This is a genomic window from Blastococcus tunisiensis (assembly GCF_900112815.1).
Lineage (GTDB): Bacteria > Actinomycetota > Actinomycetes > Mycobacteriales > Geodermatophilaceae > Blastococcus_B > Blastococcus_B tunisiensis.
Map to the genome: position 1 here is coordinate 38,690 of NZ_FOND01000016.1, position 22,262 is coordinate 60,951.

At 74.3% G+C, this 22,262-nt stretch carries 21 protein-coding genes; 14 read left to right on the forward strand and 7 right to left on the reverse strand.

Annotated features, from left to right (window positions below):
* Positions 1-85: 85 nt before the first annotated feature.
* The gene (locus BM142_RS18375; protein ID WP_092201937.1) at positions 86-1,822 is read right to left on the reverse strand and encodes a class I adenylate-forming enzyme family protein; all 1,737 of its coding nucleotides are present in this window, start codon (positions 1,820-1,822) and stop codon (positions 86-88) included.
* Positions 1,823-1,911: 89 nt separating this feature from the next.
* On the opposite strand from BM142_RS18375, the gene BM142_RS18380 reads away from it, so the two are divergent.
* Positions 1,912-2,763 carry a patatin-like phospholipase family protein gene (locus BM142_RS18380; RefSeq protein WP_092201939.1) on the forward strand — a complete coding sequence of 284 codons (852 nt, stop codon included), beginning with the start codon at positions 1,912-1,914 and terminating at the stop codon, positions 2,761-2,763.
* A 111-nt stretch (positions 2,764-2,874) separates the two neighbouring features.
* Here BM142_RS18380 and BM142_RS18385 read toward each other — a convergent pair whose 3' ends face one another.
* Together BM142_RS18385 and BM142_RS18390 are read right to left on the reverse strand one after the other, a co-directional pair.
* Positions 2,875-4,446, reverse strand: a complete 1,572-nt coding sequence (locus BM142_RS18385; RefSeq protein WP_217640786.1) for a long-chain-fatty-acid--CoA ligase — start codon at positions 4,444-4,446, stop codon at positions 2,875-2,877.
* A gap of 64 nt (positions 4,447-4,510) precedes the next feature.
* Positions 4,511-5,164 carry a TetR/AcrR family transcriptional regulator gene (locus BM142_RS18390; protein ID WP_175527345.1) on the reverse strand — a complete coding sequence of 218 codons (654 nt, stop codon included), beginning with the start codon at positions 5,162-5,164 and terminating at the stop codon, positions 4,511-4,513.
* A 108-nt stretch (positions 5,165-5,272) separates the two neighbouring features.
* Here BM142_RS18390 and BM142_RS18395 point away from each other — a divergent pair, with 108 nt between their 5' ends.
* From BM142_RS18395 to BM142_RS18420, 6 genes are read left to right on the forward strand one after another with little or no spacing between them, the layout of a single operon-like run.
* Positions 5,273-6,493: an acyl-CoA dehydrogenase family protein gene (locus tag BM142_RS18395; protein ID WP_092201940.1), complete on the forward strand. Its 1,221-nt coding sequence runs from the start codon at positions 5,273-5,275 to the stop codon at positions 6,491-6,493.
* Positions 6,490-7,482 (forward strand): acyl-CoA dehydrogenase family protein, encoded by a 993-nt coding sequence (locus BM142_RS18400; RefSeq protein ID WP_092201942.1) that lies wholly within the window; start codon positions 6,490-6,492, stop codon positions 7,480-7,482. The genes BM142_RS18395 and BM142_RS18400 overlap by 4 nt, the downstream gene beginning before the upstream one ends.
* Positions 7,483-7,542: 60 nt before the next feature.
* A complete protein-coding gene (locus BM142_RS18405) occupies positions 7,543-8,427 on the forward strand; it encodes an enoyl-CoA hydratase-related protein (RefSeq protein ID WP_092201944.1) in 885 nt (294 codons plus the stop codon).
* A 55-nt stretch (positions 8,428-8,482) separates the two neighbouring features.
* Positions 8,483-9,007 (forward strand): 2Fe-2S iron-sulfur cluster-binding protein, encoded by a 525-nt coding sequence (locus BM142_RS18410; protein WP_092201946.1) that lies wholly within the window; start codon positions 8,483-8,485, stop codon positions 9,005-9,007.
* Positions 9,004-10,008: an FAD binding domain-containing protein gene (locus tag BM142_RS18415; protein WP_092201948.1), complete on the forward strand. Its 1,005-nt coding sequence runs from the start codon at positions 9,004-9,006 to the stop codon at positions 10,006-10,008. Before BM142_RS18410 ends, BM142_RS18415 begins: the two co-directional genes overlap by 4 nt.
* Positions 10,005-12,104: a xanthine dehydrogenase family protein molybdopterin-binding subunit gene (locus tag BM142_RS18420; protein WP_092201950.1), complete on the forward strand. Its 2,100-nt coding sequence runs from the start codon at positions 10,005-10,007 to the stop codon at positions 12,102-12,104. The genes BM142_RS18415 and BM142_RS18420 overlap by 4 nt, the downstream gene beginning before the upstream one ends.
* A 108-nt stretch (positions 12,105-12,212) precedes the next feature.
* On the opposite strand, the gene BM142_RS18425 is transcribed toward BM142_RS18420, so the two are convergent.
* Complete coding sequence (locus BM142_RS18425) at positions 12,213-12,719, reverse strand: MarR family winged helix-turn-helix transcriptional regulator (RefSeq protein WP_092201952.1); 507 nt, start codon at positions 12,717-12,719, stop codon at positions 12,213-12,215.
* Positions 12,720-12,807: 88 nt separating this feature from the next.
* On the opposite strand from BM142_RS18425, the gene BM142_RS18430 reads away from it, so the two are divergent.
* The 5 genes from BM142_RS18430 to typA all read left to right on the forward strand — a co-directional run bounded on the left by BM142_RS18430 (position 12,808) and on the right by typA (position 17,179).
* Positions 12,808-13,368, forward strand: coding sequence for a YceI family protein (locus BM142_RS18430; protein ID WP_092201954.1), 561 nt, complete (start codon positions 12,808-12,810; stop codon positions 13,366-13,368).
* A 140-nt stretch (positions 13,369-13,508) separates the two neighbouring features.
* The gene (locus BM142_RS18435) at positions 13,509-14,027 is read left to right on the forward strand and encodes a MauE/DoxX family redox-associated membrane protein (RefSeq protein ID WP_092201956.1); all 519 of its coding nucleotides are present in this window, start codon (positions 13,509-13,511) and stop codon (positions 14,025-14,027) included.
* Positions 14,017-14,796, forward strand: a complete 780-nt coding sequence (locus tag BM142_RS18440) for a DsbA family protein (protein ID WP_092201958.1) — start codon at positions 14,017-14,019, stop codon at positions 14,794-14,796. Before BM142_RS18435 ends, BM142_RS18440 begins: the two co-directional genes overlap by 11 nt.
* Before the next feature lie 44 nt (positions 14,797-14,840).
* A complete protein-coding gene (locus tag BM142_RS18445; RefSeq protein WP_092201960.1) occupies positions 14,841-15,188 on the forward strand; it encodes a hypothetical protein in 348 nt (115 codons plus the stop codon).
* Between the two features lie 98 nt (positions 15,189-15,286).
* Positions 15,287-17,179, forward strand: coding sequence for a translational GTPase TypA (gene typA / locus BM142_RS18450; RefSeq protein ID WP_092201961.1), 1,893 nt, complete (start codon positions 15,287-15,289; stop codon positions 17,177-17,179).
* Positions 17,180-17,306: 127 nt separating this feature from the next.
* Here typA and BM142_RS18455 read toward each other — a convergent pair whose 3' ends face one another.
* The gene (locus tag BM142_RS18455; protein WP_092201963.1) at positions 17,307-17,675 is read right to left on the reverse strand and encodes a nuclear transport factor 2 family protein; all 369 of its coding nucleotides are present in this window, start codon (positions 17,673-17,675) and stop codon (positions 17,307-17,309) included.
* A 190-nt stretch (positions 17,676-17,865) separates the two neighbouring features.
* On the opposite strand from BM142_RS18455, the gene BM142_RS18460 reads away from it, so the two are divergent.
* The gene (locus BM142_RS18460) at positions 17,866-18,360 is read left to right on the forward strand and encodes a DUF5994 family protein (protein ID WP_092201965.1); all 495 of its coding nucleotides are present in this window, start codon (positions 17,866-17,868) and stop codon (positions 18,358-18,360) included.
* A gap of 139 nt (positions 18,361-18,499) precedes the next feature.
* On the forward strand, positions 18,500-19,483 hold the full coding sequence (locus BM142_RS18465; protein WP_092201967.1) for an NAD-dependent epimerase/dehydratase family protein: 984 nt from the start codon (positions 18,500-18,502) through the stop codon (positions 19,481-19,483).
* Between the two features lie 120 nt (positions 19,484-19,603).
* Here the strand turns inward: BM142_RS18465 and BM142_RS18470 are convergent, their stop codons facing one another.
* On the reverse strand, positions 19,604-20,608 hold the full coding sequence (locus BM142_RS18470; protein ID WP_092201969.1) for a sulfite exporter TauE/SafE family protein: 1,005 nt from the start codon (positions 20,606-20,608) through the stop codon (positions 19,604-19,606).
* A gap of 209 nt (positions 20,609-20,817) precedes the next feature.
* Positions 20,818-22,260: an MFS transporter gene (locus tag BM142_RS18475; RefSeq protein ID WP_254791063.1), complete on the reverse strand. Its 1,443-nt coding sequence runs from the start codon at positions 22,258-22,260 to the stop codon at positions 20,818-20,820.
* Between the last annotated feature and the right edge of the window lie 2 nt (positions 22,261-22,262).

Sequence of the window (22,262 nt, forward strand, 5' to 3'; positions counted from 1 at the left end):
GGCCGATGCCGTGATGCGCGCCGCCGCACCCGTTCGGGTCAGGAGACCTGGCGGGGTGCGGCGGCGCGGGGTCGGACGGAGGAGCTCAGCCGCCGGCCTTCTCCCGCTCCTTGGCTGCCAGCTCGCGCTTGAGCACCTTGCCGGCGGCCGACACCGGGATGGCGTCGATGAAGACGACGTCGCGCAGCCGCTTGTAGGGCGTCACCTTGTCGTTGACCGCGGCCATGACCGACTCGGCGGTGAGCGCCGTCCCGGCGTCGTCGGCCTTGCGGACGACGTAGGCGACCGGGAGCTCCCCGGCGTCCTCGTCGGGGCGGCCGACCACCGCGGCGCCGGCCACCCCCGGGACGCCGAAGAGGATCTCCTCGAGCTCGCGCGGGAACACGTTGTAGCCCTTGTAGAGCAGCATGTCCTTGGTCCGGTCGACGATGGCGAGGTAGCCGTCCTCGTCGAGGATGCCGACGTCGCCGGTGTGGAACCAGCCGTCCGGATCGATCGACTCCGCGGTGGCCTCCGGGCGGTGGGCGTAGCCGCGCATCACCTGCGGGCCGCGGATGCAGACCTCGCCGCGCTCCCCGACCGGCAGGGGGTCGCCGCCGCCGAGCGGCCGGATGCTGATCTCGGTGTCGAAGACCGGCACGCCGACGGTGCCCGCCTTGCGGGTGCCGGACCGGAACGACGGGTTGCCGGTGGCCTGCATGGTCACCTCGGTCAGCCCGTAGCCCTCGCCGATCACGGCGTTGGGCAGCACGGTCTGCAGCTTCTCGATCAGCGTCACCGGCAGGGGTGCGGCGCCGCTGGACACCCCGCGCACGCGGGACCAGTCGTGGTCGGCGAAGCCCGGCACCTGCAGCAACGCGACGAAGACCGGCGGTGCCCCACCGATGGCGGTCACGTCGTAGCGGACGGCGTCCTCGACGTACTTCACCGGGTCGAAGCGCATGTGGATGACGGTCGTCGTGCCGCCCAGGACCATGCCGTTGAGGTAGCCGATGGCGCCCATCGCGTGGAACCACGGCGTGAGGTTGATGATCCGGGCCGTGCCGAGGCGGGTCGGGTACTCGTCCTCGCCCACGACCTGGCGGACCGTCACGTCGCCGGCGTCGTCCAGTTCCGGCAGGGAGCCCGAGGTCCAGCAGGCCGACTGCAGCACGTTGGTGACGACCGTGCGGTGCGGCAGCTCGACGCCCTTGCTCACGCCGGTCGTGCCGCCGGTGTAGGCGAGGTGGGCCAGGTCGCCCGCGACGTCGACGTCGGCGTCGAGGTGCCGGTCGGTCGGGTCGGCGGCCAGCAGGTCGGCGAGGTCGACGTCGCCGTCCTCGAGCTCCAGGCGGGCGGCGAGGTCGAGGATGTGCGCCTCACCGGTGACGACCACCGTCCGCACCGGGGTCTGGGCGAGGGCGCCGCGGACGAAGGGCAGCACCTGGTCCCAGGTGACGAGCACGGTCGCGCGGGCATCGGTCAGCTGGGCGGCCAGGTCGGCGGCCGGCAGCAGCGGGTTGGTGGGGGAGAAGGTGGCCCCGGCGAGCAGGATCCCGTAGTAGAGCGGCGGGTACTGGCGGCAGTTCGGGATGTGCACGGCGACGACGTCGCCCCGCCCGACGCCGTGGTCGGCCAGCCAGCCCGCGACGGCGTGCGCACGGCGCCCCAGCTCGGTGAACGTCAGCTCGACGTCGTGGTCGATGAACGCCGGGCGCTCGCCCCACCGCCGGACCGCCGCGCGCAGGATCGACCCGACGGGCACCTCCGGGTAGTCCAGGGACCGGGGCAGCCCCGGGGGCCAGCTGGAGGTGGTGGTCGGCTCCGACTGCGTGGCGGTCATGCGTGTCCTCTCCTCGGGGGGCGCGGATGCTCAGCGTGGCCCAGCTCACACGCGCTGTCGAGATCCGGCCGGTCTGTGAGGATGGCCGGATGAGCGACCAGCGCACCGCCCTCGTGCTCGGCGGCGGGGGCATCACCGGGATCGCCTGGGAGATCGGCCTGCTCGCCGGGCTGGCCGAGGCCGGCGTCGACCTGAGCGGCGCGGATCTCGTCGTCGGCACCTCGGCCGGCTCCGTGGTGGGCGCGCAGGTGACCGGCGGGGCCGAGCTCGGGGCGATGTTCGAGCGGCAACTGGCGGCCCCGGCGGAGGAGAGGGTCGCGCGGATGACCCGCTCGAACCTCGCGCAGTACGGGTGGGCGATGGTGCGCAGCCGCCGCGACGACGGGGAGTTCCGCCGCCGGATCGGCGCCCTCGCGCTCGCCGCGGAGCGGGCCGGGGTCACGCCGTCCGAGCAGGAGCGGCTCGACGTCATCGGCTCGCGGCTGGTCAGCACCGAGTGGCCGGAGCGGAAGCTGCTGATCACCGCCGTCGACGCGGAGACCGGCGAGTTCCGCGCGTTCGACCGGGACTCGGGGGTGCCGTTGCTGCAGGCGGTCGCGGCCAGCTGCGCCGTGCCCGGGGTCTACCCGCCGGTGACGATCGACGGGCGCCGCTACGTCGACGGCGGGATGCGCTCGGCGGCCAACGCCGACCTCGCCGAGGGGCACGAGCGGCTGGTCGTCCTGGCGCCCATCCCGCGCGGGATCGGGCCGCTCGCCAGCGTCGACGCGCAGGTGACCGGCCTGGTGGCGCGGGTCGCCGTCGTGTCCCCGGACGCCGACAGCAAGCGGGCGATCGGCCGCAACGTCCTCGACCCCGCGGCCCGGGCCCCGTCGGCGCGGGCCGGGCGCGCCCAGGCCGCGACGGTGGCGGCGCGCGTCGCCGAGGTCTGGAACGGCTGACCCGGGACACGTCTGGCCGCTGAACGATGTGCGCTGGTCGGCAGCTTTCCGGCCAGAAACTGCCGACCAGCGCACATCGTCAGGCCACCGCGGTCCGGGCGGGCGGCTGGGTCACACCACCGGTTCGGCGACCAGGGAGCCGGCCGAGTGCTCCTGGCGCAGCGCCGTCTTGAGCACCTTGCCGCTGGGGTTGCGGGGGAGCGCACCGACGACGGAGTACTCGCGCGGGTTCTTGTAGCGGGCCAGCTTCTCCCGGCAGTACGCCGCGAGCTCCTCCGGGGTCGGCGGATCGGCCGCGTCCCGCGGGGCGACGACCGCCAGCGGCGCCTCGCCGTACCGGGCGTCCGGGACGCCGATCAGCGCGACCTCGCTGACCTTCGGGTGCGCGGCGAGCACGTTCTCCACCTCGGCGCAGTAGATGTTCTCCCCACCCGAGATGATCATGTCCTTCTTGCGGTCGACGACGTAGAAGTAGCCGTCCTCGTCCTGGCGCACGAGGTCGCCGGAGTGGAACCAGCCGCCCTCGAAGGCGAGCGCGGTCTCCTCGGGCTTGTTCCAGTAGCCGGTCATCACCATCGGGCTGCGGTAGACGATCTCGCCGACCTCGCCCTGCGGGACGTCGCGCAGGGCGTCGTCGACCACCCGCACCTCGACGTTGAGGATCGGCGTCCCGACGGAGCCGATCTTGCGCACCGAGTCCTCGCCGCGCAGCAGGCAGGTGACCGGGGAGCACTCGGTCTGGCCGAACGCGGTGACCACCTCCGCCTGCGGGAACGCGTCGATCAGCGAGCGCAGCAGGGTGGTGGAGGCGGGCGCGGCTCCCCAGGACACCCGGCGCAGGTGCGAGAGGTCGCGGTCGGCCAGGCCGGGGACGGCGAGCACGGCGGCCCACATCGCCGGCACGAGGAAGATGCTGGAGACCTTCTCCCGCTCCATCAGGTCGAGGGTCTCGGCCGGGTCGAACGCCCCCGACCGCAGGATCACGTTGGTGCCGCCGAGCAGCAGCGGCGGGAGGCCGCCGGCCAGGCCGGCGATGTGGAACAGCGGCGCCCCCGGCACGCCGACCCGGTCGTCGGGGTCCCAGCCGAGCGTGGTGATCTGGCTGAAGGCGTGCATGAGCAGGTTGCGGTGGGTCAGCACGGCGCCCTTGGGGCGGCCGGTGGTCCCGGAGGTGTACATGATGAAGGCCGGCGCCTCCTCCTCGACCTCGACGTCGAGCGGCTCGTCCCCGGCCGCCGCCAGGGCCTCCTCGTAGTCCCCGCCGATGACCAGGGTGGTCCGCAGCGACGGCGCCTGCTCGCCCGCCTTCCCGGCGACCTCGGCCAGCGCCGCGTCGACGACGAGGGCGACGGCGCCGGAGTCGGTGAGCACGTAGGCCACCTCGTCGGCGACCAGCCGGAAGTTGACCGGGACGACGATGGCGCCCAGCCGCACGCCGGCGAGATAGGTCTCCCACGTCTCCATGCCGTTGAGCGCCAGCACGGCGACCCGGTCGCCCACCCCGACGCCGCGCCGCCGCAGCGCCCGGGCCAGCCGGGTGACCCGCCGGTCCAGCTCGGCGTAGCTGCGCCCGGCTCCCTCGAACCGCAGTGCCGCGACGTCGGGGTTCTTCCGGGCGTGCCGGGCCAGCTGGTTGGCCATGGTCATGCCGCGGCCGTGCAGGACGGGGATCTCGACGGTCACGGGCTGCTCCTCGACGTCCGGCACGGTGTGACCTGCGTCATGCTGGCCGCGATGCAGGGAGCGGTCAACCCTGACTGTCGAGGGGCAGCATCCGGGCGGCCAGGCGCTTCCAGAGCGCGAGGTGCGGGTCCGTCGCGGCCGGCCGGTCGTCGAAGGCGTAGACCAGCGCCACCCCGCGCATGCTGGTGAACAGCAGCTCGGTGAGGTCGGCGTAGAGCGGGGCGCCGACGATCTCCGGCCCCCAGATGCCGTCGGCCACGGCCGCGATCGCCGCGCGCAGCCGCCGCTCCTCACCCCGCAGCGCGGCGCGCAGGGCCGGGTCGGTGCGGGCCGCCGTCCACAGCTCCATGGCCGCCCAGAACGGCGGCTCCTGGAACGTGGTCCACATCAGGTCGATGGCGCGGTCGACCCGCTCCCGGCCGGTCGGCTCGTCGTCCATGAGCGCCGCGGCGCGCCGCCGGACCTCCTCGAGCTGCGTCGTCGCCAGGTGCTCGGCGGCGGCCACCAGCAGCTCGGCCCGGGAGGGGAAGTGGTGCAGCAGCCGACCGCGGGAGACGCCGGCGCGGGCCTGGACGGCGAGCGTCGAGGCGCCGGCGTACCCGTCCTCGACCAGGCAGGCCACCGCGGCGTCGAGGATCAGCAGCCGGCTGCCGGCGGTGCGCTCGGACCGCGAGCGGGGGACCGGCACGGCGTCCTCGGGCGCGGGCTCGGCGGTCATCCGGCGAAGCCTAGGCCGACGCGGCGATCGGCAACAGTCACCGTTGACCGTCCCGGGGGGCGGCTGCCACGCTGCGCCGGACCGGCTCATCGACGAGAGGCGCGGCCCGTGGACTTCGACGACAGCCCCGACGAGGCCGCCTACCGGGCGCGGGTCCGGGAGCTGCTCGAGCGGCACGCGTCCGAGCTGGTGCGGCTGCGGCCCGGGCAGGAGGCCGTGGACCCCCGGACTTCCGAGGCGGAGCTGCGGCGCACCCAGCGGGTGCTCGCCGACGCCGGGCTGGTCGGGGTCGCGTGGCCGGCGGAGTTCGGCGGCCAGGGCGGCACGCTGATGCAGCAGGCCATCGTGTCCCAGGAGCTGGCGCGGGCCGGCGTGCCGGCGCTGATCAACCACATCGGCATCGGGATGTGCGGCCCGACGGTCATCGCGCACGGCAGCCAGGACCAGCGCGAGCGCTACCTCACCCGGCTGCTGCGGGCCGACGACGTGTGGTGCCAGCTGTTCAGCGAGCCGGCGTCGGGCTCGGACCTGGCCGCGCTGCGCACCACGGCGGTGCGCGACGGCGACGACTGGGTGGTCAACGGCCAGAAGGTGTGGACGACGCTGGCCCACGTCGCCGACCTCGGCATCCTGCTCACCCGCACCGACCCCGACCGCCCGAAGCACGCGGGCCTGACGATGTTCGTCGTCGACATGCACGCCCCCGGCGTCACCGTGCGGCCGCTGCGCCAGATGGGCGGGCAGTCGGACTTCAACGAGGTCTTCTTCGACGACGTCCGCATCCCCGACAGCGAGCGGCTGGGCGAGCCCGGCGAGGGGTGGCGGGTCGCCCTGACCACGCTGATGAACGAGCGGGTCGCGATCGGCGGGGCCGGCGGCACCATCGGGCTGCCGGTGGAGGCCTTCGTGCAGCACGCGCGGGAGCGGCTGCCCGGCCTCGACCCCGAGCGGCAGGTGCTGGCCCGGCAGGCGGTCGGCCGGGCGGTGGTCGCCGCACTGGGGGCCCGGTACTCCGGCTACCGGCGGCTGACCGCGCTCAGCCAGGGCGGCCTCCCCGGCCCCGAGGCCAGCGCGGGCAAGCTCGCCGGCACCGAGGCCGCCCGCCTGGTCGCCGACGCCGGCGTTCGGCTGCTGGGGGACGACGCCGTGTACGCCGCCACCGGGGAGGGCGACGACCGGTGGCAGCGCACCCAGTCCTGGATCCCCGGCATCGCGATCGCCGGCGGGACCGACCAGGTGCTGCGCAACATCATCGGCGAGCGGGTGCTCGGCCTCCCGCCGGAGCCGCGCAGCGACAAGACCGTCCCGTTCTCCGGAGGACGGCGGTGAACTTCGACCTCGACGACGACCAGCGCGACATCGCCGCCGGTGCCCGCGACTTCTTCCGCGGCTCCGCCTCGCCCGCCGCGGCGCGCGCCGGTCTGGAGGGTGGCCGGCCCGAGCCGGGGCGGGCGGCGCTGTCCGACATCGGCTTCCTCGGCATCACCGTGCCCGAGTCGGCCGGAGGCGCCGGGCGCACCCTGCTCGACCTGGCGGTGGTCGCCGAGCAGGGCGGCGCGGTCCTGGCGGCACCGTCCCTGGTCACCCCCGCCCGGGCGGCGGTGCTGCTCGCCGGAGAGCCGGAGCTGGCCGCCGGGCTGGCCGACGGGTCGACGTCGTTCGCCGTGCTGGACGGGTCGCCGGACGGCTCCGCGCCCTCGGTCGACGCCGCCGACGCGACCACCTTCCTGGCCCTGGACGGCGAGGACCTGGTGGTCGGGGCGGGCGAGGTCGTGCCCGGCCGGCCGCTGGACGCCACCCGCGGGCTGGCGTCGGTGCGGCTCACCTCGCGCCGGGTGCTCGCGACCGGCGCCGGGGAGCTGTGGGCCCGCGCGCGGCAGGTGGGCGCGGTGGTGATGGCGGCCGAGGACCTCGGCGGCGCCGACCGGTGCGTGCAGCTGGGGGTCGCCTACGCCCAGGAGCGGGAGGCGTTCGGCCGGCGGATCGGTTCCTACCAGGCGGTGAAGCACCTGCTGGTGGACGCATGGGTCGGCGTCGAGCAGCTGCGCTCGCTGGTGTGGTGGGCGGCGTGGGCGGCCGACGCGAACCCGGGGGAGCTGCCGCTGGCCGCCGCCGCCGCGAAGGCGTGCGCCGCCGCCGTCTACGAGCAGGCCGCCGGGACGCTGGTCCAGGTGCACGGCGGGATCGGTTTCACCTGGGAGCACGACGCGCACCTGTTCTGGCGGCGGGCGAAGGTGGACCGGCTGCTGCTCGGCGACGAGGCCGAGCACCTCGACGCGGTCGCCCGGCTCGCCGTCGCCGGAGCCCTCGGCACCTGATTCCGTGCGTTCCCGCGAGGACGCACGTCCGGAGGGAGGACGACGACGGAACTCACCGAGCTGCGCTACGAGGTGGCCGGCGGGGTCGCGACCGTGTGGTTGCACCGCCCCGACCGGCTGAACGCCTTCACCCTGACGATGGCCGACGAGCTGGCCGCCGTCGCGGCCGCGGCGGACGCCGACGACGACGTCCGGGTCGTCGTCGTGACCGGCGCCGGCCGGGCCTTCTGCGCGGGGGCCGACCTGGGCGGAGGTCCCGGCACGTTCGGCGACCGGCGCACGCGCGCGCGACCGCCGGGGCCGCTGAGCCAGGACATCGGGGGTTTCCCGCGGGACGCCGGCGGGGTGGCGTCGCTGGCCTTCGCCGCCCTGCGCAAGCCGGTGATCGCCGCGATCAACGGGCCGGCGGTCGGCATCGGGGCGACGCTCCCGCTGGCCATGGACATCCGGATCGCCGGTCAGTCCGCCCGCTTCGGGTTCGTGTTCGGCCGGGTCGGCATCGTGCCGGAGGCGGCGTCGTCGTGGTTCCTGCCCCGGGTCGTCGGCATCAGCCAGGCGATGGAGTGGGTGGCCACCGGCCGGGTGTTCGACGCCGCCGAGGCGCTGCGCGGCCGGCTGGTCTCCCGGGTGGTGCCCGACGCGGAGCTGCTGCCGACCGCGTACGCGCTGGCCCGCGAGATCGTCGCGAACACCAGCGGGGTCGCCGTGGCCGCGGCGCGGCAGTTGCTCTGGTCGATGCTGGGCGCCTCCTCGCCGTGGGACGCCCACCGCGCCGAGTCCCGCGCGCTGGTCGAGCTGGGCGAGGGGCCCGATCCGGCCGAGGGCGTGGCCGCCTTCCTGGAGAAGCGGCGGCCGCGGTTCCCGGCGCGGCTCGACCCGGGTCCCGTCGCCGGCGTGCCGCGGTGGCCGGCGCCCCCGGACGACGTGATCCCCGGACAGCCCTGACCGGTTGCGCGCTGCATCGTTTGTCCACACCCGCTGCCGGGGCAGGACCGGCCGCGTGGACACCCAGATCACGCTGCGGGTGGACGGGGCGGCGCACCCGCTGACCGTCGACACCCGGACCACGCTCCTCGACGCGTTGCGGGAGCGGCTGCGCAACACCAGCCCGAAGAAGGGCTGCGACCACGGCCAGTGCGGCGCCTGCACCGTGCTGCTCGACGGGCGCCGGGTGAACAGCTGCCTCGTCCTGGCCGTCACCGTCGGGGACGCGGAGGTGACGACGTCGGACGGGCTGGCCGAGGGCGACCGGCCGCACGCCCTGCACCGCTCCTTCGTCGAGCACGACGCCTTCCAGTGCGGGTACTGCACGCCGGGGCAGGTCTGCTCGGCCGCCGGTGTCCTCGCCGAGGCCCGCGCGGGCTGGCCGAGTGCCGTCACCGACGACCTGCACGCCGCGGACGCCGAGCTCACCGACGAGGAGATCCGCGAGCGGATGAGCGGCAACCTCTGCCGCTGCGCCGCCTACGCCAACATCGTCCCGGCGGTCGCGGCCGTCGCCGAGGCCGAGGGGGTGCGGCGGTGAGGGAGTTCCGCTACGAGCGCGCCGCCGACGTCGCGGGTGCCGTGGCGCTGCTGGCCGACGCCCCGCAGGGCGCCTTCCTGGGCGGCGGCACCAACCTGGTCGACCTGATGAAGCTCGGGGTCGCCACCCCCGACGTGCTGGTCGACGTCCGGGAGCTCACCTCGCGGGAGGTCACCGAGCTCCCCGACGGCGGGCTGCGGATCGGCGCCGGCGTGCCGAACGCCGACCTCGCCGCCGACCGGCGGGTCCGCGAGCGCTTCCCGGTGCTGGCCCAGGCCCTGCTCGCCGGCGCCTCCGGGCAGCTGCGCAACCGGGCCACCACCGGCGGCAACCTCCTCCAGCGCACCCGCTGCGGCTACTTCACCGACGTGACGAGGCCGTGCAACAAGCGCTCGCCGGGCAGCGGGTGCGGGGCGCTGGAGGGCGTGCACCGCAACCACGCGATCCTCGGCCAGACGCTGGCCGGCTCCGACCATCCCGCGACCTGCGTGGCCACCCACCCCTCCGACATGGCGGTGGCGATGGTGGCCCTGGACGCCGTCGTCCGGGTGCACGGGCCCGATGGCGAGCGCGCCGTCCCGATCACCGACCTGCACCGGCTGCCCGGCGACGACCCGTCCCGGGACACCACCCTGCGGCACGGCGAGCTGATCACCGCGATCGACCTGCCCGCCCTCGGCATGCCGTCGCGCTACCGCAAGGTCCGCGACCGGGCCTCGTTCGCCTTCGCCCTGGTGAGCATCGCCGCGGCGCTGCGGGTCGAGGACGGCGTCGTCCACGACGTGCGCCTGGCCCTGGGCGGAGTGGCGCACGCGCCGTGGCGGGCCACCGCCGCCGAGCACGTGCTGCGCGGCCTGCCCGCCACCGAGGACTCCTTCGCCCGGGCCGCGGAGTCCGAGCTCGAGGCGGCCACCCCGCTCCGGGACAACGGCTTCAAGGTGCCGCTGGCCCGCAACCTGATCGTCCGCACCCTCGTGGACCTGGCGGAGAGCTCCCGATGACCACGATCGACCGGCTCGTGGGTGCCGGCATCGACCGGATCGACGGACCGGCGAAGGTGCGCGGCACCGCGCCGTACGCCTTCGAGCAGGATCCCGGCGAGCCCATCACCCACCTGGCGCTCGTCCAGAGCACCGTCAACCGGGGCCGGATCAGCCGGCTGGACCCGTCGCGCGCGGAGGCGATGCCCGGCGTCCTGGCCGTGCTCACGCCGGCGAACGCGCCGCGGCTGGGGGGCGGGCTGACCTCCGACCTCCCCGTGCTCCAGTCGCTCGACGTGCACTACCAGGGGCAGGTGGTGGCCGCCGTCGTCGCCGAGACATCGGAGATCGCGAAGGCCGCCGTCGGTGCCGTCGTCGTCGAGTACGCGGCCGAGCCGCCAGACGTCGCGCTGCGCACCGACCGGCCGGACCTGTACGCGCCGGACAAGCTGATGGCCGGGTTCGAGACCGACTCGGTCATCGGGGACGTCGACGGCGCGCTGGCCGCCGCGGCCGTGACCGTGGACGCCACCTACGAGACGCCGACCCAGCACAACAACCCGATCGAGATGCACACCTCGATGGCCCGCTGGGAAGGCGACTCGCTGACCCTCTGGGACGCCAACCAGGGCCCGCACAGCATCGTCAAGGACCTGGTGACCGGCTTCGGCGTCGACGCCGGCCAGGTGCGGGTGATCTCGCCCTACGTCGGCGGCGCCTTCGGCTCGAAGGCGTTCACCCATCCCAACCAGATGCTCGCCGCGATGGCCGCGCGGGTGGTCGGGCGCACCGTCGTCCTGGAGCTCACCCGGCAGCAGATGTTCTCCCTGGTCGGCCACCGCACCCCGACCATCCAGCGGCTCCGGCTCGGCGCCGACCCGGAGGGCCGGCTGACGGCGATCAGCCACGAGGTGGTCGAGCACACCTCGCGGATCAGCGAGTTCGCCGAGCAGACCGCCACCCCGACCCGGGTGCTGTACGCCGCGCCGCACCGGCGGACGACGCACCGGCTGGCCCGGCTCGACGTCCCGCCGCCGACGATCATGCGGGCGCCGGGGGAGACGCCGGGGATGTTCGCGCTGGAGTCGGCGATGGACGAGCTCGCCGTCGCACTGGGCCTGGACCCGGTCGAGCTGCGGATCCGCAACGAGCCCGACCGCGATCCCGAGCGGGACGTGCCCTGGTCCACCCGCCACCTGGTGGAGTGCCTGCGCACCGGGGCCGAGCGGTTCGGCTGGGCCGGCCGCGACCTGCGCCCGGGGATCCGGACCGACGGCCGCTGGCTCGTCGGCACCGGCGTCGCCTCGGCCACGTACCCGACCCGGCGGCGCAAGGCGCAGTGCCGGATCTCGGTGGACGGGGCCGGCCGCTACACCGTGGAGATCGACGGCTCCGACATCGGCACCGGCGCCTGGACGGTGCTCAGCCAGATCGCCGCCGACGCGCTGCGCACCGACCTCGGCTCGGTGGAGCTGCGGATCGGCGACAGCCGGCTGCCGTTCGCCGGTGGGGCCGGCGGATCGACCGGCCTGGCGTCCTGGGGGACGGCGATCGTGTTCACCGCCCGCGACCTGCGCACCCGGCTGGAGGAGCAGTACGGCGGGCAGGTGCCGGCCGACGGCGTGACGGTGGACGGCGAGCTGCCGGGGGAGTCACCCGCGGCGAAGACGCACTCGATGCACGCCTACGGGGCGCACTTCGTCGAGGTGCGGGTGGACCGCGACACCGGGGAGGTGCGGGTGCCGCGGGCGACCAGCGTGTACGACGCCGGCACGATCGTGAACGCCAAGACCGCGCGGTCGCAGCTGCTCGGTGGCTTCTGCATGGGCGTGTCGATGGCCCTGCACGAGGAGTCGGTCACCGACGAGCGGTACGGGCACTACGTCAACCACGACCTGGCCGAGTACCACGTGGCGACCAACGCCGACATCGGCGACATCGACATCTCCTGGCTGGACGTCGACGACCAGCTGGCCAACCCGATCGGGCTCAAGGGCATCGGCGAGATCGGCATCACGGGGGCGGCCGCCGCGGTGGCCAACGCCTACTGGCACGCCACCGGGCTGCGCATCCGCGACCTGCCGATCACCCCGGACAAGTACTTCCGGCCGCGGTGAGGGGATGGGGCGGCCGGGCTGGGAACGAGCCATGCGACGTCGTGGCCATCGATCTCTGATGGCCACGAGTTCGCATGGTTCGAGACGGCCCGGGGGACAGGGGAGGCGTCAGGGCGCCTGAGCGTCGAGGTGGCGGAGCAGGGTCTCGCCGAGGTCGCGCATGTTCTCCACCTGCTGCGGGGTGAGCTGGTCGAACAGGTGGGTGCGGACGCTCTCCACGTGCACCGGTGCGGCGGCCTCGAGGGCGGCGAAGCCCTCGTCGGTGAGCACGGCGAGCTGGCCGCGGCCGTCGTCCGGGCAGACCTGCCGCCGGACCCAGCCGCGCTCCTGCAGCCGGGACACCGCGTGCGACAGGCGGCTGCGCGAGGACAGGCAGCGGTCGGCGAGCTGGCTCATGCGCAGCATCCGGCCCTCGGCCTCGGACAGCTGCACGAGGATCTCGTAGTAGGCGTGCGAGATGCCGGTCTCGTGGGTGAGCTCCCGGTCCAGCCGGTCCTGCAGCAGGAGGGTGCTGTACAGCCAGGCGCGCCAGGCGCGCTGCTCGTCGGCGTCGAGCCACCGCGGCTCACCCGGGAACGCGGCAGCAGACGATGGGGACGACACGTGCGCGGTCATGTGCACAGCGTACTAGCGGAATAGTTGTGCCTTCAACTACGCTACGGTCGGGCAGAAGGTCAAACGCTCAACAAACCTGGAGGAACACATGACCAGCACCCTGCGCCAGATCCCCGGCTACGTCGTCGGCACCTGGGACATCGACGCCTCGCACTCGACCGTCGGCTTCTCGGTCCGCCACATGATGGTCAGCAAGGTCCGCGGCTACTTCCGTGAGTTCTCCGGTGAGCTCGTCACCGCCGAGGACCCCTCGCAGTCCACCGTCACCGCCACCATCGACATGGACTCGATCGACACCCGTCAGGAGCAGCGTGACGCGCACATCCGCTCCGCCGACTTCTTCGACGTGGGCAACCACACCGTCATGACGTTCCGCTCCACCACCGTCCGCGCCCATGGCGAGGACTGGGTGGTCGACGGCGAGCTGACCCTCAAGGGCATCACCAAGCCGGTCTCCCTGGAGCTGGAGCTCAACGGCTTCGGCCCGGACGCCTACGGCGGCACGCGCGCCGGCTTCAGCGCCAAGACCGTCATCTCCCGCTCGGAGTTCGGCGTCGACATCGACATGCCGATGGACGGCGGCGGCGTGGTCGTCGGCGACAAGATCAACGTCGAGCTCGAGATCGAGGCCGTGCTCCGCGCCTCCTGAGCCGCACCCCCACGCGCACCCGTGGGGGACCTGAAGGCCGCCGGGCCCCGAGCGCCATGCGCTCGGGGCCCGCGTGCGTCCGGAGGATCTCCTCCGCGCGTCCCGGGAACTCCGGCGGCCCGGCGGACGACTATGGGGTCATGCGCTGGAGTGCCGGAACCGTGGGCCCCTGGCTGGCGACGGCGGCCCGGCTCCTGCTGGGCGGCGTGCTGGTCGTCGCCGGCGCCCTGAAGATCCCCGATCCGGCGGCCGCCGAACGCGCCGTCCGGGCCTACCAGCTGCTGCCCGAGGGGCTCGTCGGCCCGGTCGCCTTCGGGCTCCCGGTGCTGGAGATCGCCGTCGGCCTGGCCCTGTTCGCCGGCGTCTTCGTCCGGACGGCGGCCCTCGGCGCGGCGGCGCTGATGGTCGTGTTCCTCGTCGGCGTCGTCTCCGCGTGGGCCCGGGGCCTGCAGATCGACTGCGGCTGCTTCGGGGGCGGGGGAGAGGTGGCCCCGGGCGAGACCGCCTATCCCGGCGAGGTGGTCCGGGACACCGCGCTGCTGCTGGTCGCGCTCGCCCTCGCCCGCCGTCCCCGCTCGCGCCTCGCCCTCGGTGGCCCGCCCGCCGCCGACGTCCCGCCCGACCCGGCCCACCCGACGGAGCTCACCGATGCCCGCTAGCCCCTCCCAGCAGTCTCGGCGCGCCTCGGCCCGGCAGCGGATCGAGAACCGCCGCGCTGCCGAGGCCGCGGCGCGGGCGGCCGCCGAGCGGCGCCGGCGCACGGTGATCGGCGGCGTCGTGGCCGGGGTCGTCCTGGTCGTGGCGCTCGTCGTCGTCATCGTCGTCCAGATGCAGCGGACGGCCACGTCGGACGCGGCCGCGGTGCCGGCCGACACCGCGGCCGACGGCACCGTGGTGGAGGTGGGGGCGGACGACGGGGCCGTCCCGGTCGACATCTGGGCGGACTTCCAGTGCCCCGCGTGCCAGCGGTTCCACCAGGTGAACGGCGAGACCCTCGAGCAGCTGGCCGACGAGGGAACGCTGCAGCTGAGGTACCACCCGATCGCCATCCTCGACCGGTACTCCACCGACGCGTACTCGACCCGGTCGCTCAACGCGGCCGGCGTCGTCGTCGACGCGGCCGGTCCTGAGGCGTTCGCCGAGTTCACTGACCTGCTGTACGCCAACCAGCCCCCCGAGGGAGGCGCTGGGCTGTCCGACGACGAGCTGATCGAGCTCGCGGCGCAGGCCGGTGCCACCGGGGACGAGGTCGAGGCGGGCATCCGCGACCTGGTCTTCGAGGACTGGACGGCCCGGATCACCGAGGAGGCCAGCCGGCAGGGCGTGACCTCCACCCCGACGGTGCTCGTCGACGGCGAGCCGCTGGACCTGCGGCAGGCGACGCCCGCGACCATCACCGCCCTCGTGGAGGCCGCGGCGCCGGAGTGAGCCGGACGCCGCCAGCCGCGCGGTCGACAGGGAGACTGGGGGACATGTCGACAGCCGCGCTCGTCCGCACCCGGTTCCCCTCCGCCGTCCTCGTCGCCGTCGGCCTCGCCGCGGGCTTCGGCATCGCCCAGGGCACCGGGATCCGCGCGCTCGGCGGGGCGGTCTTCGCCGCGGCCGGGCTGGCAGCCGGGGTCCTCTGGCTCCGGCGGCGCGGCCCGGCCACCGCCGTCGCCCTCGCCGCCCTCTACGTCGGCGCCTTCGTGCTGGCCCACGTCCTGGCCATCGGCGTGGGGATGTCGGCCTGGCTGGCGGTGAGCCTGGTCACCCTCGCCGCCGCGGGAGTGACGTTCGGGGTGGCCGACACCGCTCGTCCGGGAGGTCCGGTCGCCTGAGCGACTACAGTGGGAAGGTCGCCGGGCCGGCGGCCGTTACAGCGATGTCGGTGCGAGAGCGCGCCGGATCCCCGAATTCTCCTGAGGTGCCCTCCCGCATGCCCACTCGCGACGACCTGCGCAACGTGGCGATCATCGCCCACGTCGACCACGGCAAGACGACCCTGGTCGACGCCCTCCTCCGCCAGGCCGGCGCCCTCGGGCGCGCCAAGGGCGAGGGGACGGACAACGACTCCACGCAGGACCGCGTGATGGACTCGATGGACCTCGAGCGCGAGCGCGGGATCACCATCCTGGCCAAGAACACCGCGATCCACCTGGCCGACGAGAACGGCAACCCCGTCGTCGTCAACATCGTCGACACCCCCGGGCACGCCGACTTCGGCGGCGAGGTCGAGCGCGGCCTGTCGATGGTCGACGGCGTCGTCCTGCTGGTCGACTCCTCCGAGGGGCCGCTGCCGCAGACCCGCTTCGTGCTGCGCAAGGCGCTGGGCAAGGGCCTGCCGGTCATCCTGGTGGTCAACAAGACCGACCGCTCCGACGCCCGCATCGCCGAGGTCGTCGACGAGACCTACGAGCTGTTCATGGAGCTGCTCGAGGACTCGGGCATGGACGTGGACAACCTCGACTTCCCGATCGTCTACAGCAACGGCAAGACCGGGCAGGCCTCGCTCACCCGGCCCGAGAACGGCACCTCGCCCGACAGCCCCGACCTCGGGCCGCTGGTGAAGACGCTGCTCGACACCATCCCGGCGCCGGTCTACGACGCCGAGGAGCCGCTGCGCGCGCAGGTCACCAACCTCGACGCCTCGCCCTACCTCGGCCGCCTCGCCCTGCTGCGCATCCACTCCGGCACGATGAAGAACGGCCAGCAGGTGGCCTGGTGCAAGGTCGACGGCACGATCAAGAACGTCAAGATCACCGAGCTGCTCGTCACCGAGGGCCTCACCCGGACGCCGGCCGACAGCGCCGGCCCCGGTGAGCTGGTGGCCATCGCCGGCATCGAGGACGTCATGATCGGCGACACCCTCGCCGACCCCAACGACCCGCGCCCGCTCCCGCCGCTGACCGTCGACGAGCCGTCGATCTCGATCACCATCGGGATCAACACGGCGCCGCTGGCCGGCAAGTCCGGCAAGAAGCTCACCGCTCGGCTGATCAAGAACCGGCTCGACCAGGAGCTGGTCGGCAACGTGTCGGTGCGGATGCTGAACACCGACCGCCCCGACACCTGGGAGATGCAGGGCCGCGGCGAGCTGGCGCTGGCGATCCTGGTCGAGCAGCTGCGCCGCGAGGAGTTCGAGCTCACCGTCGGCCGGCCGACCGTGGTCACCAAGGAGATCGACGGCAAGCTGCACGAGCCGGTCGAGCGCGTGACGATCGACGTCCCGGGGGAGTACGTCGGCACGCTGACCCAGGCGCTGGCCAGCCGCCGCGCGCGGCTGGAGAACCTGGTGCACCACGACACCGGCTGGGCGCGGATGGAGTACATCGTCCCGTCCCGCGGGCTGATCGGGTTCCGCACCGAGTTCCTCACCGAGACCCGCGGCACCGGCGTCCTCAACCACAACCTCGAGGGCTACGAGCCGTGGCTGGGCGACATGCGCGCCCGTCCCACCGGCTCGCTGGTCGCCGACCGGCAGGGCGTGGCGACGACGTACTCGATGTTCTCCCTGCAGGAGCGCGGCCAGCTCATGGTCCAGCCGGGCACCGAGGTCTACGAGGGCATGATCGTCGGTGAGAACTCGCGTCCGGACGACATGGACGTGAACATCACCAAGGAGAAGAAGCTCACCAACATGCGCAAGTCCACCTCCGAGGAGCTGGAGCGGCTGATCCCGCCGCGCATCCTGAACCTGGAGCAGGCGCTGGAGTTCTGTGCCGAGGACGAGTGCGTGGAGGTCACCCCGGCCACGGTGCGCATCCGCAAGGTGGTGCTCGACCAGACCGAGCGCGGCAAGGCCAAGAACCGCAAGCCCAAGCCCGTCTGATCCACCCGTCCCCGGGAAGCCCCGCCCGGTGTCGGCGCGACGCTCTGCCCCCGAGTGCACCCGCACTCGGGGGCAGAGCGCTCTAGGGACAGGGTGCTGTCGGGCCCCCACGGTCTCCGGGCCGGGTTCAGCCCGGGCGGGTCCCCGCGGGAGGCGTCCGGGCGACGTCCGTCCAGACCTCGGTCATCTCCGAGATCCGTCCGGAACGGGCGGTGACGAAGGTCGCCACTTCGAAGTGGACCAGCTCGCCCTCCACGTGCCCGGTGACCCCGCAGCGGGCAGCGGCTCGGTCATCGGTGCCGACCAGGTCGTGGATGACCATGTGGTCGAACCCCGGGTACTCGGCGTTGAGGCGCACCCACGACTCACGGTCGAACGTCTCGCTCGTGTGCACGTATCGGCACTCGAAGTCCTCGTGGAGCAGGGGGGTCAGGTCCGTCCACCGACGATCGTCGATGAGGCGGCACAGACGGGCCAGCAGGGCGGGGGCGTCCATCACCGGATCCTCGCAGGCGGTGACGACGAGAACGGCGTGGCCGGTCAGGCACGGCTGGTGACGACCGGCCGGAGGAGCCCGGCGCGCCGGCCCCACCCTCCCCACGGCGCCCGCCCTGCCCCGCCTACGTTCTCCTCGGGGTCATGGGTCATGACCCCGGGCGACGAGTGCACGAGAGGCGGCCGCACGCATGACGACGATCACCCGAACGGCTCCGGCGGAGAACCACTTCCGGGGCGGGATCGACGTCCGGGTGAGTCTGCGGGACAACGCCGGTGACGGGGCCTCGGCGTTCGACGGCGGTTGGTTCCCGCGGAGCCGGGACCTCGCCGTCGAGCTGCCCGAGCTGATCGCCGAGCTGGACCGGCGTGGCCTCCGGGTCGAGCGGTTCACCTACGCCCTGGACGCCTGGTCCCCGGTGGCGCGCAAGATCGAGGTGCAGGGCCGCGTGGTGCGCACCGGCGGTTTCCGCAGCATGGACGCCGGCGTCGTCTGCCTGACCTGGGCCGGCGGCACCCGGCGGGCCGACCTCCTGGTGGTGCCCCCGGAGACCGACGTCCTGACCGGTGCCCGGGCGCTGCGGCTGTGCACCCGGCGGGGGCTGCCGGGCTCCCCGCAGATGGTGCTGGCCGCGGCCCGCTCCACGCCGCTGCCCCAGGTCCCCGAGTACCGCCGGGCGGTCTGACGAAGGACCCTCCTGCCCCCCATTCCTCGCTGACGCTCGGGATGGGCCCCTGCAGGAGGGCCGTTCCAGCACCTCACCTGCCTTACGCCGGGCGCGAACCGGCTGGACGGTGGGGGAGCGGCTCGGCTGGAGTGGGCCCATGCGACTCCTCGTGCTCGGCGGCACCCGGTTCCTCGGCCGGCACGTGGCGACGGCGGCGCTCGACCGCGGGCACGACGTGGCCACCTTCACCCGAGGGATCTCGGGGGAGCCGCCCGCGGGCGTCCGGGCGCTGCGCGGGAACCGGGACGACCCCGACGCCCTGCCGGCGGCGCTGCGGGGCTGGTCGCCCGAGCTCGTCGTCGACACCTCGTGCCGCACGCGGGCCGCGGCACGCCACGCCGCTGCGGCGCTCGGCGGCGTGCACGGCTACGCCTTCGTGAGCAGCCTCAACGCCTACCGCACCTGGCCACCCGGTCCGATCGGCCCGGAGGACGACGAGCCGACGTGGGAGTCCGACGACGACGAGTACGGGCCGAACAAGGCGTTCGCGGAGCGGGTGATCGGGTCGGCCGTCGGCGCGGGTTTCCTGACCGCCCGGGCCGGCCTGATCCTCGGGCCCTACGACTACGTGTACCGGCTCGGCTGGTGGCTGGACCGGATCGCCCGGGGTGGACCGGTCGTCGTCCCCGCGGAGGGCTTCGACCAGCCCATCGCCGTCGTCGACGCCCGGGACCTCGCCGGATGGCTGGTCGAGATGGCCGAGCGGGGCCGTGCGGGGGCGGTGAACGCCACCGGGCCGGCCGGCATGGCGACGCTCGGCGGCCTGCTCGAGACCTGCCGCGAGGTCACCGGCGGCGATGCCGACTGGGTGCCGGTGCCGGAGGCGGACCTCCTGGCGGCCGGGGTCGAGCCGTGGATCCACCTGCCCCTGTGGCTGCCCGCCGAGACCGCGCGCACCGCCTGGGACGTCGACACGACCAGGGCACGGGACCTGGGGCTGCCCGCCCGGCCCCTGGTCGAGACGGTCCGGGACACCTGGGTGTGGCAGCAGACCGACCGGCGGCCGTTCGACTCCCCGAACGGGCTGCCGCGACCGGGTCTCCCCGCCGCCCTGGAGGCCACCCTCCTGCCCCCGCCATGATCAGCGTCCCTGATCATGCGGCGTCCTCCCTCACCGCAGAACGTGAGGGAGGACGCCCGATGATCAGGTGACCTGATCCCGGCGGGGCGGGGCGGGGCGGGGCCTGGGCCCGGGGTGGGGTCAGTCGCGGGGGGCGCTGGGGCGGCCGGCGGGGACGTGGGCCCCCGCGTCGGCCTCCTCGCTCAGGTCCGCGACGACGTTGCGCTCGGCCGCCGCGGTGCGCCGTGCCTCGGCGGCGACGGCGTCCGCGGACTCGACCGCCCGGTCCTTGCGGTACTGGCGGAAGGAGTGCACGACGGCGGCCACCCAGACGACGGCCAGCAGCGCGAGGACGACGGCGCGGACGCTGCCCCCGGCCTCGACCCAGTCGCTGGAGAGCAGCGTCCGGGTGTTGGTCAGCACGATGACGCCGCCGACGAGCGAGCCGAGCATGCGCGGGGGGATGTGCCGGACCAGCCAGGCGGCGATCGGCGCGGCGACGAGGCCGCCGCCGAGCAGACCGGCCACCCACAGCGGGTCGATGCCCTGGGAGCCCAGCGCGACGAGGAAGCCGAGGCTGGCGGCGAGCGCCACCAGGAACTCGGAGGTGTCGATCGAGCCGATGACCTTGCGCGGTTCCATCCGCCCGCTGGCCAGCAGGGCCGGGGTGCCGACCGGTCCCCAGCCGCCCCCGCCGGTGGCGTCGACGAACCCGGCGACCAGGCCCAGCGGGCCGAGGAAGCGCTTGCGGACCGGCTTGCCCAGGTTGCGCCGGTCGAGGCCACGAAGGGTGAAGCGGGCGAGCAGGTAGACCCCGAGCGACACCAGGATCAGGGACATGACCGGCGCCGCGATCTCCGTGGAGAGGCTCGACAGGAACGTCGCGCCGGCGAAGGCGCCCACCGCCCCCGGGACGCCGACCTTGGCGACGACCTTCCAGTCGACGTTGCCGAACTTCCAGTGCGCGACGCCCGAGGCGAGCGTCGTGCCGATCTCGGCGAGGTGGATCGTGGCCGAGGCCATGGCCGGGTTGGTGCCGATCGCCAGCAGCAGGGTGGTCGAGGTGACGCCGTAGGCCATGCCGAGGCTGCCGTCCACCAGCTGCGCGCCGAAGCCGACCAGGGCGAGCAGGACGAGGGTCTTCACGGGGGGCTGACTCCGAGTCTCAGGGACCGCGGGCGCGCGCGGGCACGGCGGCGCTCAGCGGGAGAACGAGGGGGTGCGCGGGAGGGCGCGGAAGGTCAGCGGCCCGGACAGGCTGCGGTGCAGACACGCAGCAGGTCGACGTGGCGGCGGCTCACGAGGAGCAGCGCGGTCGACCGGGTCACGGCGCTATGTCTACCAGATCGATGAACTTAGGTGCCAACGGAGGGTGGCCGGTCCGCCGAGGTGTCGAGGACGTCGTTGCGGATGGTCGCCCAGGCCACCGTGCCGCCGACGGCGAACAGCGCCGCGCAGACGAGCAGCGCGGCCCGGAAGCCGCCGGTGAAGGCGGCCGGATCGGTGTAGTCGTCGCCCCCGAGGCCCACGAGCACCGGCAGGGCGGCGACGGCGAGCAGCTGGGCGGCCCGGGCGACGGCGTTGTTGACGCCGCTGGCGATCCCGGCCATGGCGTCGGGGGCCGCGGCCAGCACCGTCGCCGTCAGCGGGGCCACCGTGATCGCCATCCCCAGCCCCTGCAGCAGCGAGCCGGGCAGCACCTCCACCACGTACGGCCCGCTGCCGTCCACGCCGGACAGCCACAGCGTGCCGGCGGCGACGACCAGCGGGCCGACCGTCATCGGCAGCCGCGGGCCGATCCGCTGCGCCAGGGCGCCGAACCGCGGGGCGAGCAGTGTGATGACCAGGATCGTCGGGAGCATCGCCGCGCCCGCCCCCGTGGCGTCGTAGCCGAGCACGGTCTGCAGCTGGAGCACGAGGAACAGCCCGCTGCCGCCCAGGGCGCCGTACACGGCGAGCGTGGCCGCGTTGGCGCCGGTGAACTGCCGGTCGCGGAAGAGGCGCGGCGGCAGCATCGGATCGGTGGCCCGCTGCTCGCGGACGACGAATCCGGCGCCGGCGGCGACGCCGACCGCGGCGGAGGCGAGGACGTCGGCCCCCGCCGGCTGCTCGCCCGCGCTGATGAGCGCGTACGTCAGACCGCCCAGGGCCAGGGCGCCCAGTGCGGCACCGGCGTAGTCGAACCGCCCGTGGTGGCGTGGGTCGCGGCTCTCCGGCACGTGCCGTCCGGCGACGGCGACGATGACGACGGCCAGTGGGACGTTGATCAGGAAGACCAGCCGCCAGTTCACCGCGTCGACCAGCACGCCGCCGAGGAACGGCCCGATCAGCCCGGCGATACCGCCCAGCGCCGTCCAGAGGCCGATCGCCCGCGCGCGGTCCACGGGCCGGAAGGAGGACTGGATCAGTGCCAGGCTGCCGGGGGTGAGGAGCGCGCCGCCGATGCCCTGCAGCGCCCGGGCCGCGACCAGCTGCACGGTGTCCTGGGCCAGCCCGCAGAGCAGCGAGGCGGCGGCGAACCACACCACTCCGATCAGGAAGACGCGGCGCCGTCCGTACCGGTCGCCGAGGGAACCGCCGAGCAGGATCAGCGCCGCGAGCGTGAGCGTGTAGGCGGTGACGGTCCACTGCAGCCCGGACAGCGAGGCGCCGAACTCCGCCCCGATGGCCGGCAGGGCGACCTGCACGGCCGTGGCGTCGAGGAAGGCCATGCCCGAGGCGAGGACCGCGACGGTGACCAGCCAGCGGCCCGGGGCCGTGCCCAGGGCGACCGGCGCCCCGCTCCGGCCCTCGGTCACGG